This is a genomic window from Yersinia mollaretii ATCC 43969 (genome assembly GCF_013282725.1).
In the GTDB taxonomy this organism is placed as follows: domain Bacteria; phylum Pseudomonadota; class Gammaproteobacteria; order Enterobacterales; family Enterobacteriaceae; genus Yersinia; species Yersinia mollaretii.
In genome coordinates, this window is the sequence record NZ_CP054043.1 from 1,621,122 (window position 1) to 1,634,515 (window position 13,394).

The window sequence follows — 13,394 nt, forward strand, 5'->3', positions numbered from 1 at the left end:
CGAACTTATAAATGCTCGAACTTATAAATGCTCGAACTTATAAATGATAGAACTCGAGAAATAGCAGCCAGCCACTGAATGCGAGAAATGGCCCAAAGGGGAGTGCCGTGTTCAGTGGACGCCCCTTAAATAGGCGGGCAACCAGTGCGAAGGTAATCCCCGCCAGTGACGCGATGAGCAGTAAAGAGGGCAGTGCCATCCATCCCAACCACGCTCCCAATGCCGCCAATAATTTAAAATCCCCATAACCGAGCGTTTCCCGCTGAGTCACCCCCCAAAATACCCAGTAAAGGCACCATAAAATCAGATACCCACTGGCCGCACCAATGATGGCATCACTTAACGGCAAGCTGTCGTCAAACAGATGAAACAGCAATCCTGCCCACAGTAGCGGCAAGGTCAGATTATCCGGTAACAGCAGATGGTCGATATCAATCATGGTGAGGGCGATCAACATCCAACTGAGTAGCAGTGCCGCCAGCAAGGGGTAACCGAAGGGGATCACGGCGGCAATCAGCAAGGTCACCGCGAGGGTCATCACTTCTATCAGCGGGTAGCGCACCGAGATCGCGCTTTGACAGTGGCGGCATTTCCCCTGCAACCAGAGCCAACTGAAAAAGGGAATGTTATCCCGCCATTTCAATTGGGTTTTGCACTTAGGGCAGTGGGAGTGGGGTAGGCAGAGGTTGAAACTGCGCGAGTACTGATGCGCTAACATCAGCGGCAACCGATAAATGGCGACATTGAGGAAACTGCCGACACACAGGCCAAGCACCGCCAGCCCCCCCCACCAAATGGGCGCTATGGTTTGAGCAACAGCCAATGTCTCCATCATCATGCGCCCCCTTCCGTGCGTTGCAGTACCAGTGTCGAGATATGGACCCGGCCCGGATTATCTGTATCAGCGGACAGCGCAAGATGGCTGGCCTGTAAACCATATTGCCTCTCCAACTGTTCCAGCCAGCTGACTAACTGGGGGAAGGTCAGTGTCATGGGGGCCAGTGTCGCCCGGTTTGCATTCGCCTCCTGCAAGGTGATGACGATATTTTGCTGGCGGGCGCTCTCATGTACCGCTCTGTCTGCCGAGAGTGTGAATTGGGGTGGCTGCTCGACACGCAGACGGCTAATGCGATCCTGCTGCTGCACTAACGCGGCGAATCCCCGCGCGGCTTGGCGTAGGTTTTTTTCGCTCTGCTGCTGATAATAATTGAGTGGCGCAATCACGGCTTGGCTCAGTAACAGCCCCAAAAGGATCAGGCTGCCAAGGGATAAAATCCATTTCTCGCGCTGACTGGCGTCCTGCCAGCGCTGCTTAATTTTTGTCATCATGGTGAACTCCTTTGATCGTGAGCCGCGTGTTTTGCTGATCCAGCGAATGGGTGGTGATGCTGAGCGCCTCCGGGTGTTGAGGCGGCAGGCGTGACAACAGCTCGGCCTCGGCGAGATTAAACGTTAAAACCAAGGTCTCTCCCTGCCACTCCATCGCCTCTGTTTTGACCCCTTTTAATGAGTGCAGCACCGGCATGGCGGTGTTCAACTGCGCCAACAGGCCGGGCGGTGTCATGCCCTTTTCCAGTTGAGTGATCTGTTGCGCTATCCCCGAAACCCACTGTTTAGGAATGGCAGTATTAGGGAAACTTTCGCGGTAGAACTGCTGGGTTTTTTCGTCAATTCGGTCGGCTTGTTGCTGCGCGCGATAGCCCGTGAGGCCGGGTTGAATCACCCAAGTCAGCAGATAGAGTGCCGCTAACGCGGCCAGTAACTTATTGCCTCGCGGCTGTGTCGTGCGGGGCGGAGTGAACTCGCCATGCAGCAGATTGACGGCGCTCTCCTGTGCCCCTTGCGCTAAGAGCGGCCAGATAGGTTGCTCGGCTTTTTGCAGCCACGTCGGCTCATTTGCGGGACGCGGGCTGTAGCTTAAAATCGCGGGCAGTGAGGGGTAGCGGCCAAGAATAAACCCTAGCTCCTCTTCATCTGCACTGAAGCCCTTTACCGCCGATTGGCGCATCAGCCAACTATCGTTAACACGCGCGGCGGTCCAGCCTGCGGTCGGGGAGGGCAGTGCCAGCACATCCGGTAGCGCCCGTGTGGCCGTCAAACCGGCACTCTGTAACCAGCCCAACCACTGCTGTAATTGGCTTTTATCGACCGCCGCGATGGAGAACTGCGCGCCTTGCCGCTGGATCACGGTGAGATGCAGTTGCTCGACTTCACTGGGGCAGAATGACTCCAGTTGCCACGCCAGTGCGGGCAGGTGCTGACGGCGATATTTGCCATTGAAGGTGACGGTGTTGAACAGCACGCTTTTCGCTGGGATCAGCAGGGTGATTTGGCAAGTTGCCGCCAGCGGCAAGAGTTCATGCAGCGCGGTTTCATCTGCCAACACCCCTCCCTGTGCCTCGCCTTGGTGAGGCTGGTGATACCACGAAATGGGCTGCCCCGCGTGGGTCGGCAGAGTAAGCAGTAATGCATTGGCGACGCTTCTATTTTTCTTTAATAACATAAATTTCATTTCAATCAGTAAGGCCGTATTGACGGGAAATAACCTGAAAAACCTGTCCATCGCGCTGGAATAGGCTGCGAATGCTATTGCTGCGTTGCTCTTCATCCAGCCAGAGCCGCAGCTCAAAGTGGTCGCTGGTCAGAGTGATGGCAGTTTGTGCTTTGGCAAACGTGGTGTTGCTGTCGGCAATTAAGGGTTTGAGGTCATTGACGCCACCCCAGCCGGTGGCCGGACGGCGGGCAATCAACTGTTGTGCTGCTTCAATAGACATATCCCCGAGAAACAGCGCCGCGAGCAGCGGTGCCTGTGCGGGCGATAATGTATTGATGTTGATACGTAAATTTGGGTTGGGCAGGGTGCAAATTAGGGGTTTTAGGCGCAGGTAGAGCGCTTGATCGACCCCCGCTATTACTCTGAACTCGCTGATATCGAGCATCGGGCGGTTCGCGGGTAGCAGCTTCGGGCGATGCTGTTCATACAAACTCGCTTCGCTGCTTCCGCTGTGGGAGAGAGCATCTTTGTCCATCCAATCGGCCAGCGCCAAGGTGATGTTTTGCGCCTGAGTCGCCTCTACATCCTGTGTCAGCAAGAGCTGCTGAAAAACCTGTTGGGCATAGGGCACCGAGGGGACTTTTTTGCTCTCCTTTTCTGTGGGCTTTTCGCGGCTCTCCTCTGTTTTTGGGGCTTCTGTCTGCGCCGAGACTTTTTCGCCAGCGCCTTGGCCTCGGCCGAGAGCATTGAGATTAAAGCAGCTTTGCCGATCGTGCAGACGGAAATTGACCTGACTGCCGTCCAGCACCATTTGCTGATCAGCGCGCGCCCACGGCTGGCCCAGATGCACTTTATCGGTCGGCAACGGCGAGAGTTGTTGGCGCTGAATCTGTGATTCGGCACTGAGCAGTAACCATTTGCTTTGCAGATAAAACTGGCTGCTGGTGGCCCGATGCAGCGCACGTAGCCCATAGTCACTCATATTGACGGCGGTGATCGCCATCAGGGCGGTGATCATCAACACCACCAGCATCGCCATGCCGCTCTGCTGATTATTTTTCATGGGGCACCGTCAGGAAGAAAACCCGTTGCAACAGGCCGAAATCACTGGTCTCCAGTGTGACTTCAATGCCTTCGGGCAGGATTTGGCTATGATTCCAGCGCGCTTGCCAGTGGCCCTGTGACCAAAAACGCAGCCGAAAAGCGTCAATGTTGCTCAGTGTGAGGCTCAGTTTGGGCTGTGTTGGCTGGCTATCAGGCTGGTGATGGCTGAGGCGTTCAAGCTTCCCCTGCTGAAAACGCCAACTCACTCTCTCCAAGTTGGATCGCGGGAGATAGGCGGCGGGATTACGCCAGTGATCATGCACCAGTGTCAGGCTGTCGTTTTTGCCGACGCGAGACGACTGGAAATCGCCGCCAGAGGGCGGTGATGCTGAGGGCTGTGATCCCGAGGACGAAGGGAGTGGCGTCACTGGCCGAATTCGGGCTTGGGAAATATCACTCTCCATCAGGGTAAAAGCGCGTTGAATCTCCGCCAGTCGGGTGGCGTGCTGCTGGGTCAGTTCGCTATTACGCAGCACCGCTTGCAGTAGCTGATAACCCGCCATCGACAGGAGGGAAAACAGCGCAATCGCCAGCATCATCTCGAGTAGAGTGAAACCCTGCTGTTTCGCTTGGCTCATGATTTAACCTGATAGCTGCGCAAGGTGGATAACGGCGCGGTATGGCGATCGTCGAGACTCACTTCAATTTCTAGCGCGCGCAATTGCGCATCGGTGGTGGCGACACCGCGCCAGCGCCAGTGCCAAGTGGTTTCGGCCATGAGGATCTGCCCCTGATGCCAGCGCTCTTGCGGCCAGACATTTTGCAGCCGTAACCTGACCAATTGGTTTTCGGCGACCCACGCGGCAAACTGTTTTTTTTCGAGATGACTCAGATTGCTGACCTGCTCACCGGTGCTTTTGATAGCGGCCAAACCCGCCAGCGCCAACACCGCTAAGGCCACCAGCACTTCCAGTAACGTCATGCCACGGCAGTTCATGCCGCTGGTGTCCCTGTGGATGCAGTGTGCTGCGGGGGCAATGCGTCTGAGGTTTCGCTCTCCACCTGAACGCCGTGCTCAGTAATAGTGCGGGTTTGGCCCTCGAGGTCACTCAAGGTCAGCTCGAAGTGCGAGCGCTCTCCGCCAGGGAAAAAGATAATTTTTGGCTCATCAATGAGACTCTCATCTTGCATCGTGTTCAGCGGAATCGGCTGATCTTGCAGGGCCAGTGTGAGGGTGAGGTTGTCAGGCAATGGGCGTTGCTGTTGTAATTTGCCGACCTTGACCGGGTGCCAGTAATGGTTGGGCCAAAGATAGCTTTCCCCTCGTTTATGGGGCTGGCTATTTAAGGTCATCAACTGCCATTGATGGGGGGAGAGAGACAACCCGTAGATCTTGCCATCCAACTCTGCTTGTTGCGCGGCCCACTGCAAGGCCACGGTGAGTTGGTCACTTTCCTGATTTAACTCGCGGGAGGATGACGGCAAGGTTTTCAGCACCAGCGTCGCCATGCTGCCGAGCAGGACCAGCACCAGCATAATTTCCATTAATGTAAACCCACGGGAGGCGGTTTTAACCTTTGTCGCACGCATTACGGTTGCTCTCCGCCGTCAGCGCCAATATCCCAATTGTTAATATCATCATCACTCTGCGGCACACCGTCGGGGCCGATGGAGTAGATATCTACCGCGCCGTGCTCGCCGGGGCTGGTCAACTGATAGGCGTTCCCCCATGGGTCAGAGGGCAGGCGGCGGATATAACCTTCGACCCGGTAGTTTCTTGGTATCGGCGCAATCGTCGGTTTGATAATCAGCGCTTTCAGACCCTGTTCAGTGCTGGGGTAGCGGCTATTATCTAATTTGTACATATCCAGCGCATTCTCCAGCGTCACCACATCGCTGACCGCTTTTTGTCGATCGGCCCGGTCTTTATTTCCCATCAGGCTGGGGATGGTGAGGCTGGCGAGCACGCCAAGAATGACGATAACCACCATGATCTCCAGCAAGGTAAAGCCCCCTTGGGCAGAGCGGCGCGCTAACTGAGCAGGCTGATTGTTCATAAATAAATACTCCTTGAGTCGATAAATAGGGGGTTATCCCATCATGCTGTTGAGCTGCAAGATGGGTTGTAAAATGGCGAGGATAATGAACAGCACCACCGTCGCCATGCTGACTACCAGCAGTGGCTCGAACAGTGCCAGTGCGATGGTCATCCGGTTGACGAAGGCACTCTCCTGAATGTCGGCGGCCCGCGCCAACATGCTATCCAGTTCGCCACTGTTCTCGCCGGAGGTGATCATGTGGCGCATCATCGGCGACAATAGGCCAGTCGACTCCAGCGCCAAGGCCAATCGGCTCCCCTCGCGCACGCGCTCGCTGGCCTCAATCAACTGCTGGCGCGCGTAGTTGTTGACCAGCACCGAGGCACTGATATGCATGGCGTCCAAGAGCGGCACGGCACTGGCGTTGAGGATGCTCAGGGTGCGGGCATAGCGGGCGAGATTGAGATCCAGCACCACCCGACCCACTGACGGTAAACTCAGCATTTTCTGATGCCACCACAGCCGATTTTTCGCCGACTTGAGCCATTGCTGTGTACCCAGCCCCACCATCAAACCCGCCAATAGCCCCCATAAGCCGAAGTCTCGTAAGCTGTTGCTGAGTGAGATAAGCAGGCGGGTGGAGAGGGGCAGGGCTTGCTGCATATGGATAAATTGCTCGACCACTTTGGGGACCACGGCGGTGAGGAGAATCGCCACCACGGTGATCGCCACCCCTGTCAGCACCAGCGGGTAGATCAGGGCTTGTAGCATTTTGCTTTTCAGTTTCTGGCTCTGCTCGGCATTGTCTGCCAGCCGAAGCAGGACTTGATCCAGATGACCGGAAGCTTCGCCAGCGGCGATCATGGTGCGAAACAGCGAGGAGAATGTTTTAGGGAAACACGCCAATGCCTCGGCCAGCGGCTGGCCCTCCAGTATTTTATTGCGCACTTGCTGGAGCAGGGCACGATGGCGCGGCTTTTCACTCTGCTGCGCCAGTGCCAGCAAGGCTTCCTCCAGTGGCAAAGCGGCGGCGACCAGAGTCGACAACTGGCGCGTGAGCAACACCAGATCGCTGCCACGGATACTCTCCTGAGCCGGCCGCCAAGAGAGCGAAAACGCGCGGGGCGCACGGGTTTCCGCTGTCATACTGATCAGTGTCAGTTGCTGCTCATGCAGTTGCGCCCGTGCCGCACGGGAGGACTCTGCGCTGAGGGTGCCACGGCATTTTTTCCCTTCAGCGCTAATGGCTAAATAGCGAAATTGCTTCATGGTTCACTGGCTCTCGTGACGCGCAACACCTCTTCCAGACTGGTGATGCCGGAGAGCACTTTCTCAAGGCCGTCATGGCGAATGGTCTGGGTTTGCTGATGAAGCTGTTTTTCCAGTTCGACTTCGCTACATCCCTGCGAGATGGCTTCGCGTAGCGCGTCACTCACCTGCATCAGTTCATGGATGCCAGTACGGCCACGATAGCCACTGAAATCGCACTCCTCACAGCCGACGGGGTGATACAGAAGGTGGCTTTCGCTCTCCGGTTGAGGCCAGCCGAAAGGTTGCAGAAAATCGGCGCTGACCGGCTCCCCCTTGCGACAGTGCAAGCAGAGGGTCCGCACCAGCCGTTGTGCCAGTACGCCAATAAGAGAGCTGCCGAGCAAGAAAGGCTCCACCCCCATATCACGCAAGCGGCCGATAGCCCCGCTGGCACTGTTGGTATGCAGGGTCGAGAGCACCAGATGACCCGTCAGCGAAGCCTGCACTGCTATCTGCGCGGTTTCGGTGTCACGGATTTCGCCAATCATCACCACATCAGGGTCTTGGCGCAGGATGGCCCGCAAACCGCGCGCAAAGGTCATGTCCACTTTCGGATTGACCTGAGTCTGACCAATATTGTCCAGATCATATTCGATGGGATCTTCGACCGTCATGATGTTGAGCGACTGGCTGTTGATCTGCTGGAGTGCCGCATAAAGGGTGGTACTTTTGCCGGAGCCTGTCGGGCCAGTCACCAGAATAATGCCGTGGGGCTGCTGAAGAAGCTGACTAAACTGCGCCTGCTTCTCTGCGGTCATCCCAGAATGAGAGAGATCGAGCCGCATGTTGTTTTTATCCAGCAAGCGCATCACCACGCGCTCGCCGTGGTTGGACGGCAGGGTGGAGACACGAATATCAATGGCTCGACCCGCGATACGCAGAGAGATTCGCCCATCCTGCGGCAGGCGTTTTTCGGCAATATCCAGCTTCGCCATCACCTTAATGCGCGAGACCAGCAGTGCCGCCAATGGGCGTGGCGGGGTGAGGATTTGACGCAATTCGCCATCAATGCGAAAACGGATAGCTAATTGCCGCTCAAAAGGCTCGACATGAATATCGGACGCCCCCTCTTTAATGGCTTCACCCAGCATGGCATTGATCAGGCGAATAATCGGTGCGCCATCATCGCTGTCCAGCAGGTCATCACTTTGGGGCAGTGCCTCCACCAATTGGCGAAAATCGATCTCGTTGCCCAGACTCTCCATCATCTGACGCGCCTGATCGGAGCCTTGCTGGTAATGCGCTACCATGCACTCCTCGAAAACCTCATCGCTGACCAATTGCCACTGGCCGAGTGGCAAAATACGTCGGGCTTCCAGTAAGGCTTCTGGGCTGGCGGTCTGCCGAAACAGGAGCTGTTCACCGTAAACGGGGTGCTGCTGATGCAATACCCCGTGTTGCTGAACCCAAGTAAACGGGAGCTGTGGCAGCGGGGCTGATGTCTGGCTCATCATGCCCCCTTGCTGTAGAAGGCGCTGACATCGTTGCGCAGATCTTGCAGTGAGCGGCCATCGGAGAGGATATTATTCAGATTTTCATTAATGCGCTGCCCACTGGCAGGGCGATCCCGATTTTGTTCTTGCTGAAACTTGTCGAGTCTTTGCTCACTCAGATCGGTATAGCTATCCTGTTCGCGAATAATGGTTGGACGAATAAACAGCATCAGATTGCGCTTCACCATCTTCTGTGTGGTGGAGCGGAACAGAAAACCGACGCCGGGAATATCCCCCAGTAGCGGGACTTTACTGGTGATATCTTGACTGGTGCTATCCAGCAATCCGCCCACCACCACGATATTATTACTGCCCACCATCACCGCATTTTTCACTGTGCGAGAGTTGAAGGTCGCCCCCAAATCGCCGGTGCCGCTCGGGGCTTTGGCCGCCACGCTGGAGACTTCTTGCTCTATTTCGAGTAGGACGGAGTCGCCTTTATTGATCTGCGGCTTCACTTTTAGCTTAATGCCGACACTTTTACGATCCACCGTTCTGAAGATATTATCCCCGGTGGTGGTCTGGGAGCCGCTCAACACGGGTACTTCCTGACCCACGCTGAATTCGGCCTCCATATTGTCCAGTGTCACAATGCTGGGGGTCGCCAAAATGTCGTTTTGATTATTGGTGCGCAGTGCGGTAAACAGCCCGCTCCAGTTGCCGCGATAAAAGCCAGTGGCCAGACCGGTCACCCCTTTCAGGCTGGAGGCGATGGCGTTACTGGCGGAAGCGCCGGTGTCGGGGAAATTGCTGCCCCCCCCATGTTGGTTAGACCATTGCACTCCGAGACTCAGATTGTCGTCGTCCTGCACCTCGACAATGATGGCCTCGACCAACACTTGCGCCCGACGAATATCCAATTGGGTGATCACTTGCTCAAGATCACGCAGCAGGTCGGGTGTGGCATTGATGATCAGGGCATTAGTTTGCGCGTCGGCTTTAATCACCACGTTTTTCATCATGGCGACGGCGGGAGCGGATGAGCTTTTGCCCTCTTGTTGGTTGCTGCTGACACCAGTAAGGATATCTAACAGGCTCTCTGCTTTGGCGAATTTCAGGTAAATCACTTTGGTATTGCCGTGGATATCCCCTTGGGTGTCCAGCTCGAGTACCGTGTCGATCATTCGCTTGCGGACTTGTTCTTCGCCACCAATGAGCACGGAGTTGGTACGTTCATCGGCCACAATACTGGCAGACATTCTGCCGCTGGCATTTTTCCCGCTGTTCTTATGCAGTGCTTCAGCAATACGGGCGACCTCAGTGGCTGAGGCATACTGTAACTTGATGGTTTCTACCGTCTGATCACCCGCTTTATCCACATTTTGAATAATGGCGACCAATTGATTGATGACTGCTGCTCGGCCGGTTAATAGCAGAACATTGGAGGGGTCGTAGTGAACCACAGTGCCAAAGGCGGCATCATTCAATTGGCGCAGCAGGGGAGCCAGCTCTTTGGCGGCCACATTGTGGAGTGAAACCACGCGCATCACCACTTCGTCGCCTTCACTCGGATGCCCACCTTCGATTAAAGGGATAGCCGAACCTTTGGTATTTTTAGCAGGAATAATTTTGATCACGTCACCGGGCATATTGACCACGGTAAAGCCATAAACCTCCAACACACTGAGGAAAAAGGGATAATAGCGTTCCGGTGTCAGCTCCTGATAACTGCGCACGCTGATATTCCCTTTGACGGCGGGATCGATAATGGCGGTCTTATTCAAATTCTTACTGACGATATTGATAAACTCATTAATATCGGTATTTTTGAAGTTGGCGGAATAAGTTTCAGCCTGAGCGCGGGGGACAAATAGCGTGTAGAGCAGAAATAGCATAATGACGCCAAAGGATAAAAGCGTGCGGTTTGCTCTATGGGAGTGCTGATCCGGGGTTAAGGTTACATCGCGATTAACTATCATTTTTTCATCTTTAATCTAAAAGTGGGCGTAATAATCCATCCCAGCAGAAATAACTTAGCCGCCAGCTTGAATAGTGGTTTGTGCAACGTCGATATCACCAGTGAGAGTCTTAATACGACAGGATTTAAGTCCGATGAATATCAATTCAATAGCAGGGATTTATAATATCCTTGCTGATCGAGGATGACGCGATCGGCAAATATCTTGACCACTACCGCCTTTTTTTCTGGCAACACCTCGCCTTGGGTATAGGAGTGCTGGCGCTTGTTTTGTTCAATAATGGCAATGCTATTCTCTGGTGTCGTGCTGTTCAGTATGCCGACTAAGCGCACGGCTAAATGACTCGGTGGCGCTTGAGAAAATAGCGGATCTTCCCAGGATAAATGGCCCACTCGATAAATATCTTTTGGTACATCAGCCGAAAAGAGATCTCGCTTTTTTAGTTCAGTCATGGCCTGTTTTTCATCACTCTTTTTATTCGGTATGACGACAGGCGTTGCTATATTCTCGGGCGCGGAAACGTGCCAAAACGGAATAAAATCAGGCTCAATGCGCAGCATAATCAGAATGACAAGCAGTAAAGCGGCTAACACTCTCACTGCTGTTGTATTGAGATAGGCTGCTAGGCCGAACGAGTGTGAAATTTTTCGGATCATCAAAGTCAGGCCACTGATTAAGAGGTAAAGAAAGAGCGGCCAATATTATAAATTCGGTTCAGTGCCGAATTCATATTGCGCTTCGGCACGGCATCACTTGGCTTTTTTTTCTGTTTTATAGCTTTTGTGTCAGATTGCAGGTTATTCACACTCAGTAATGACTCATTTAATTTAAGGCCATAATGAGGAACCGTGACAATCAAATCCCCAGGGACGTTATGGCGCTGCAATAAGGCCCGTAACTGGAAGATAAGCTGGTGGTAATTATTATCACTGATTCGTTGATGATTTTCATACCAGACCAGACTAATGATTTCGCGCTTACAATTAATTCCCTTCAGTAAGGCGACCAGAAGCCTTTTTTGCCCCTCACTTAAGGTGACTGTCTGTTGGCTGGCATGGATGACCAACTTATTGACGGAACACTGAAGTGTAAATAACTCGTTATAAGTGAGAGTTTCATCGCTAAGTAGCTGGATACACTCTTCTCTCATTAACATGTTTTATATCCTTAACTTATCTATTAACTTCAATGTTTTTGGTTCACGCCGTGAGGGACATTCTCTTGAGTACTTTCTTACCACTCAGTTCATGTTTAATCACGGCGGCGATATGTAACAATATTAATACTGCTAAGGTCGCACAGGAAAAAATATGGACAGTGTTAAAAAATGCAGTCACAGCAAGGTCATGAATGGGTTGTGGGATAATAAAGAGATCAAACACGTTGATATCTCTCTCCATCATCAGAACCCCAGTCACCAGCACTATCGTGATATTCAGATAAATAATAAAATGGACGGCATGAGCAATAAACTGAGTTAATCCGGTGGTGTTAATCTCTTCGGGTTTCTCTGCCGTGAAGTAGAAATACAATCGAACGATAAACACCGGGATCAGCAAAGTGGTTATCGAGACATTAATGAATGCGATAAGTGCTTTCAGTTCGGGCGCGACATTAAAGAGACCGACATAAAACCCAGTTATGGTTGCCCAAATAATAATCACTGCGGTGACCCAATGTAAAACAACCTGTTGCCAAGAATATTTTTTTTTCATTTTAATTTCTGCTGCTAATTATGGGTATATACCCTAAATAATTGAGCTACAGTATAGCGGGGCAGATTTAAGATTAAATCAGTCGTACTCTCCAATTGTTGTGGGAGTAATCCTAGAATGTTGAAAATAAGGGGGCAGGACACAGACATGTTGCGATCATCCCAATAATGCGTAAGTCAGTCGCGGTATTTGAAAGGAATAATAAGGATGCTCTGTTATCGTGCCTATAAATCATAATCGGAGGAGTATCTAATAATGGCATCGGTTTCAGGCATTCTTCAGCGAAGAATTGCACTCACTAAGAAAAATCAACAAGTTGTAGAAAGTGGCACTAAGATAACTGGATGTTTCGCAAAAAATATTAAGAACGTTGTGCGCTCGCCAATAGAACGTAGACAGCCTCAACTTGAGAAACAATCCACATCTCAGAATATCGCCAAAGAGCCAGAGCCTCAGATCATACGGCCGAAGGTCGAAACTTTACTGGCTGATATGATGGTTAATATTACGCTGAAGACAGTGAATTCTGATATTAAGCCAGCAATGATGCCAGAAACATTCCTCAGTGAATTAACCTCAAAACTGGCAAACAGAAATGGGGGGGGATTGGCTGAAAATAGAGCAAGCCAAATTCCCAATAAAATCACAGAGGAGATTATTCAGGCGAAAGCACAGCACGCACTCGAGGCACCCAAGCGGGCATTAGCAGAAAAAAGAGAGGATGCCAGAGTTGCCGATGCACGCAAAGCCGAAGCCCAATTGGCTCTGGTGACGGAAAATGCAGCTAAAGCTAAAGCGGAGTCTGACAAGGTTATGGCCGTCCTTATATTTGACAAGAACGGCGTCCCACTTCCACCTCAATTCCCCCCGATGGGCGATCAGACTAAACTGAGTCCAAAACCCGATAATCAGGCCAAAGAAGCCAGGAAACCTGTTGCTACTGCTAAACAAGCAATGATGCAGAGTGGTGTTATGGAAGAATTAGCCCAAAAACTGAAAAGAATGAATAGTCACAACAGTGTAGTGGCTGAAAATAAGACAAATAAGTTCACTAATAAAATCACAGAGGAAATTGCTCTGGTGAAAGCAGAATACGTGCTTGATGCGCCCAAGCGGGTATTAGCAGAAAAAGTAGAGGATGCCAGAGTTGTCGAGGGACTCAAAGCAGAAGGCAAATTGGCACTGGAGGCGGTAAATGTAGCCAAGGTCAACGCTGAGGCTGACCAGCTTAAGGCATCTCTGGTCTATGATGAGAATAAAATTCCTTTGGCTCCTCCGTTACCCCCCACGCTCTAATTTAAAGTGCGCGAGTTATACTCGCGCCTGCATTAATTGCTCATCCCAGAATTCTGCCATCTCGGTATCATTACGGTATAAGG

At 52.4% G+C, this 13,394-nt stretch carries 15 protein-coding genes; 1 reads left to right on the forward strand and 14 read right to left on the reverse strand.

Going from position 1 to position 13,394, the window contains the following annotated elements; all coding sequences use genetic code 11:
- Positions 1-37: 37 nt before the first annotated feature.
- From HRD69_RS07175 to HRD69_RS07240, 14 genes are all read right to left on the reverse strand, one after another.
- Positions 38-832 (reverse strand): prepilin peptidase, encoded by a 795-nt coding sequence (locus HRD69_RS07175; RefSeq protein ID WP_161597827.1) that lies wholly within the window; start codon positions 830-832, stop codon positions 38-40.
- Positions 833-834: 2 nt separating this feature from the next.
- Entirely contained in the window at positions 835-1,329 is a 495-nt protein-coding gene (gene gspM / locus HRD69_RS07180) for a type II secretion system protein GspM (RefSeq protein ID WP_244262981.1), read from the reverse strand.
- Entirely contained in the window at positions 1,313-2,503 is a 1,191-nt protein-coding gene (gene gspL / locus HRD69_RS07185; RefSeq protein WP_161597826.1) for a type II secretion system protein GspL, read from the reverse strand. The genes gspM and gspL overlap by 17 nt, the downstream gene beginning before the upstream one ends.
- Positions 2,504-2,513: 10 nt before the next feature.
- Positions 2,514-3,557, reverse strand: a complete 1,044-nt coding sequence (gspK, locus tag HRD69_RS07190; protein ID WP_032813329.1) for a type II secretion system minor pseudopilin GspK — start codon at positions 3,555-3,557, stop codon at positions 2,514-2,516.
- Positions 3,547-4,176 (reverse strand): type II secretion system minor pseudopilin GspJ, encoded by a 630-nt coding sequence (gene gspJ, locus HRD69_RS07195; protein WP_032813328.1) that lies wholly within the window; start codon positions 4,174-4,176, stop codon positions 3,547-3,549. Before gspJ ends, gspK begins: the two co-directional genes overlap by 11 nt.
- The gene (gene gspI, locus HRD69_RS07200; protein ID WP_032813327.1) at positions 4,173-4,535 is read right to left on the reverse strand and encodes a type II secretion system minor pseudopilin GspI; all 363 of its coding nucleotides are present in this window, start codon (positions 4,533-4,535) and stop codon (positions 4,173-4,175) included. Before gspI ends, gspJ begins: the two co-directional genes overlap by 4 nt.
- Entirely contained in the window at positions 4,532-5,128 is a 597-nt protein-coding gene (gspH, locus tag HRD69_RS07205) for a type II secretion system minor pseudopilin GspH (protein ID WP_004874032.1), read from the reverse strand. Before gspH ends, gspI begins: the two co-directional genes overlap by 4 nt.
- Positions 5,128-5,595: a type II secretion system major pseudopilin GspG gene (gene gspG, locus HRD69_RS07210; RefSeq protein WP_032813326.1), complete on the reverse strand. Its 468-nt coding sequence runs from the start codon at positions 5,593-5,595 to the stop codon at positions 5,128-5,130. The genes gspH and gspG overlap by 1 nt, the downstream gene beginning before the upstream one ends.
- 33 nt (positions 5,596-5,628) lie before the next feature.
- Complete coding sequence (gspF, locus tag HRD69_RS07215) at positions 5,629-6,846, reverse strand: type II secretion system inner membrane protein GspF (protein ID WP_032813324.1); 1,218 nt, start codon at positions 6,844-6,846, stop codon at positions 5,629-5,631.
- A complete protein-coding gene (gene gspE / locus HRD69_RS07220) occupies positions 6,843-8,339 on the reverse strand; it encodes a type II secretion system ATPase GspE (protein ID WP_032813322.1) in 1,497 nt (498 codons plus the stop codon). Before gspE ends, gspF begins: the two co-directional genes overlap by 4 nt.
- A complete protein-coding gene (gspD, locus tag HRD69_RS07225) occupies positions 8,339-10,216 on the reverse strand; it encodes a type II secretion system secretin GspD (protein ID WP_004874030.1) in 1,878 nt (625 codons plus the stop codon). Before gspD ends, gspE begins: the two co-directional genes overlap by 1 nt.
- Positions 10,217-10,440: 224 nt before the next feature.
- Positions 10,441-10,956, reverse strand: a complete 516-nt coding sequence (locus HRD69_RS07230; RefSeq protein WP_080544987.1) for a type II secretion system protein N — start codon at positions 10,954-10,956, stop codon at positions 10,441-10,443.
- 17 nt (positions 10,957-10,973) lie between these two features.
- A complete protein-coding gene (locus HRD69_RS07235) occupies positions 10,974-11,456 on the reverse strand; it encodes a winged helix-turn-helix domain-containing protein (RefSeq protein WP_004874028.1) in 483 nt (160 codons plus the stop codon).
- Between the two features lie 43 nt (positions 11,457-11,499).
- A complete protein-coding gene (locus HRD69_RS07240) occupies positions 11,500-12,015 on the reverse strand; it encodes a cytochrome b (protein ID WP_004874027.1) in 516 nt (171 codons plus the stop codon).
- 255 nt (positions 12,016-12,270) lie between these two features.
- On the opposite strand from HRD69_RS07240, the gene HRD69_RS07245 reads away from it, so the two are divergent.
- The gene (locus HRD69_RS07245) at positions 12,271-13,311 is read left to right on the forward strand and encodes a hypothetical protein (protein ID WP_032813319.1); all 1,041 of its coding nucleotides are present in this window, start codon (positions 12,271-12,273) and stop codon (positions 13,309-13,311) included.
- Positions 13,312-13,394 lie beyond the last annotated feature (83 nt).

What these genes read in the sequence shown, in the direction of transcription:
- HRD69_RS07175 (WP_161597827.1), bottom strand. Translation starts at nt 832, where the DNA reads ATGGAGACATTGGCTGTTGCTCAAACCATAGCGCCCATTTGGTGGGGG.
- gspM (WP_244262981.1), bottom strand. Translation starts at nt 1,329, where the DNA reads ATGATGACAAAAATTAAGCAGCGCTGGCAGGACGCCAGTCAGCGCGAG.
- gspL (WP_161597826.1), bottom strand. Translation starts at nt 2,503, where the DNA reads ATGTTATTAAAGAAAAATAGAAGCGTCGCCAATGCATTACTGCTTACT.
- gspK (WP_032813329.1), bottom strand. Translation starts at nt 3,557, where the DNA reads ATGAAAAATAATCAGCAGAGCGGCATGGCGATGCTGGTGGTGTTGATG.
- gspJ (WP_032813328.1), bottom strand. Translation starts at nt 4,176, where the DNA reads ATGAGCCAAGCGAAACAGCAGGGTTTCACTCTACTCGAGATGATGCTG.
- gspI (WP_032813327.1), bottom strand. Translation starts at nt 4,535, where the DNA reads ATGAACTGCCGTGGCATGACGTTACTGGAAGTGCTGGTGGCCTTAGCG.
- gspH (WP_004874032.1), bottom strand. Translation starts at nt 5,128, where the DNA reads ATGCGTGCGACAAAGGTTAAAACCGCCTCCCGTGGGTTTACATTAATG.
- gspG (WP_032813326.1), bottom strand. Translation starts at nt 5,595, where the DNA reads ATGAACAATCAGCCTGCTCAGTTAGCGCGCCGCTCTGCCCAAGGGGGC.
- gspF (WP_032813324.1), bottom strand. Translation starts at nt 6,846, where the DNA reads ATGAAGCAATTTCGCTATTTAGCCATTAGCGCTGAAGGGAAAAAATGC.
- gspE (WP_032813322.1), bottom strand. Translation starts at nt 8,339, where the DNA reads ATGAGCCAGACATCAGCCCCGCTGCCACAGCTCCCGTTTACTTGGGTT.
- gspD (WP_004874030.1), bottom strand. Translation starts at nt 10,216, where the DNA reads ATGCTATTTCTGCTCTACACGCTATTTGTCCCCCGCGCTCAGGCTGAA.
- HRD69_RS07230 (WP_080544987.1), bottom strand. Translation starts at nt 10,956, where the DNA reads ATGATCCGAAAAATTTCACACTCGTTCGGCCTAGCAGCCTATCTCAAT.
- HRD69_RS07235 (WP_004874028.1), bottom strand. Translation starts at nt 11,456, where the DNA reads ATGTTAATGAGAGAAGAGTGTATCCAGCTACTTAGCGATGAAACTCTC.
- HRD69_RS07240 (WP_004874027.1), bottom strand. Translation starts at nt 12,015, where the DNA reads ATGAAAAAAAAATATTCTTGGCAACAGGTTGTTTTACATTGGGTCACC.
- HRD69_RS07245 (WP_032813319.1), top strand. Translation starts at nt 12,271, where the DNA reads ATGGCATCGGTTTCAGGCATTCTTCAGCGAAGAATTGCACTCACTAAG.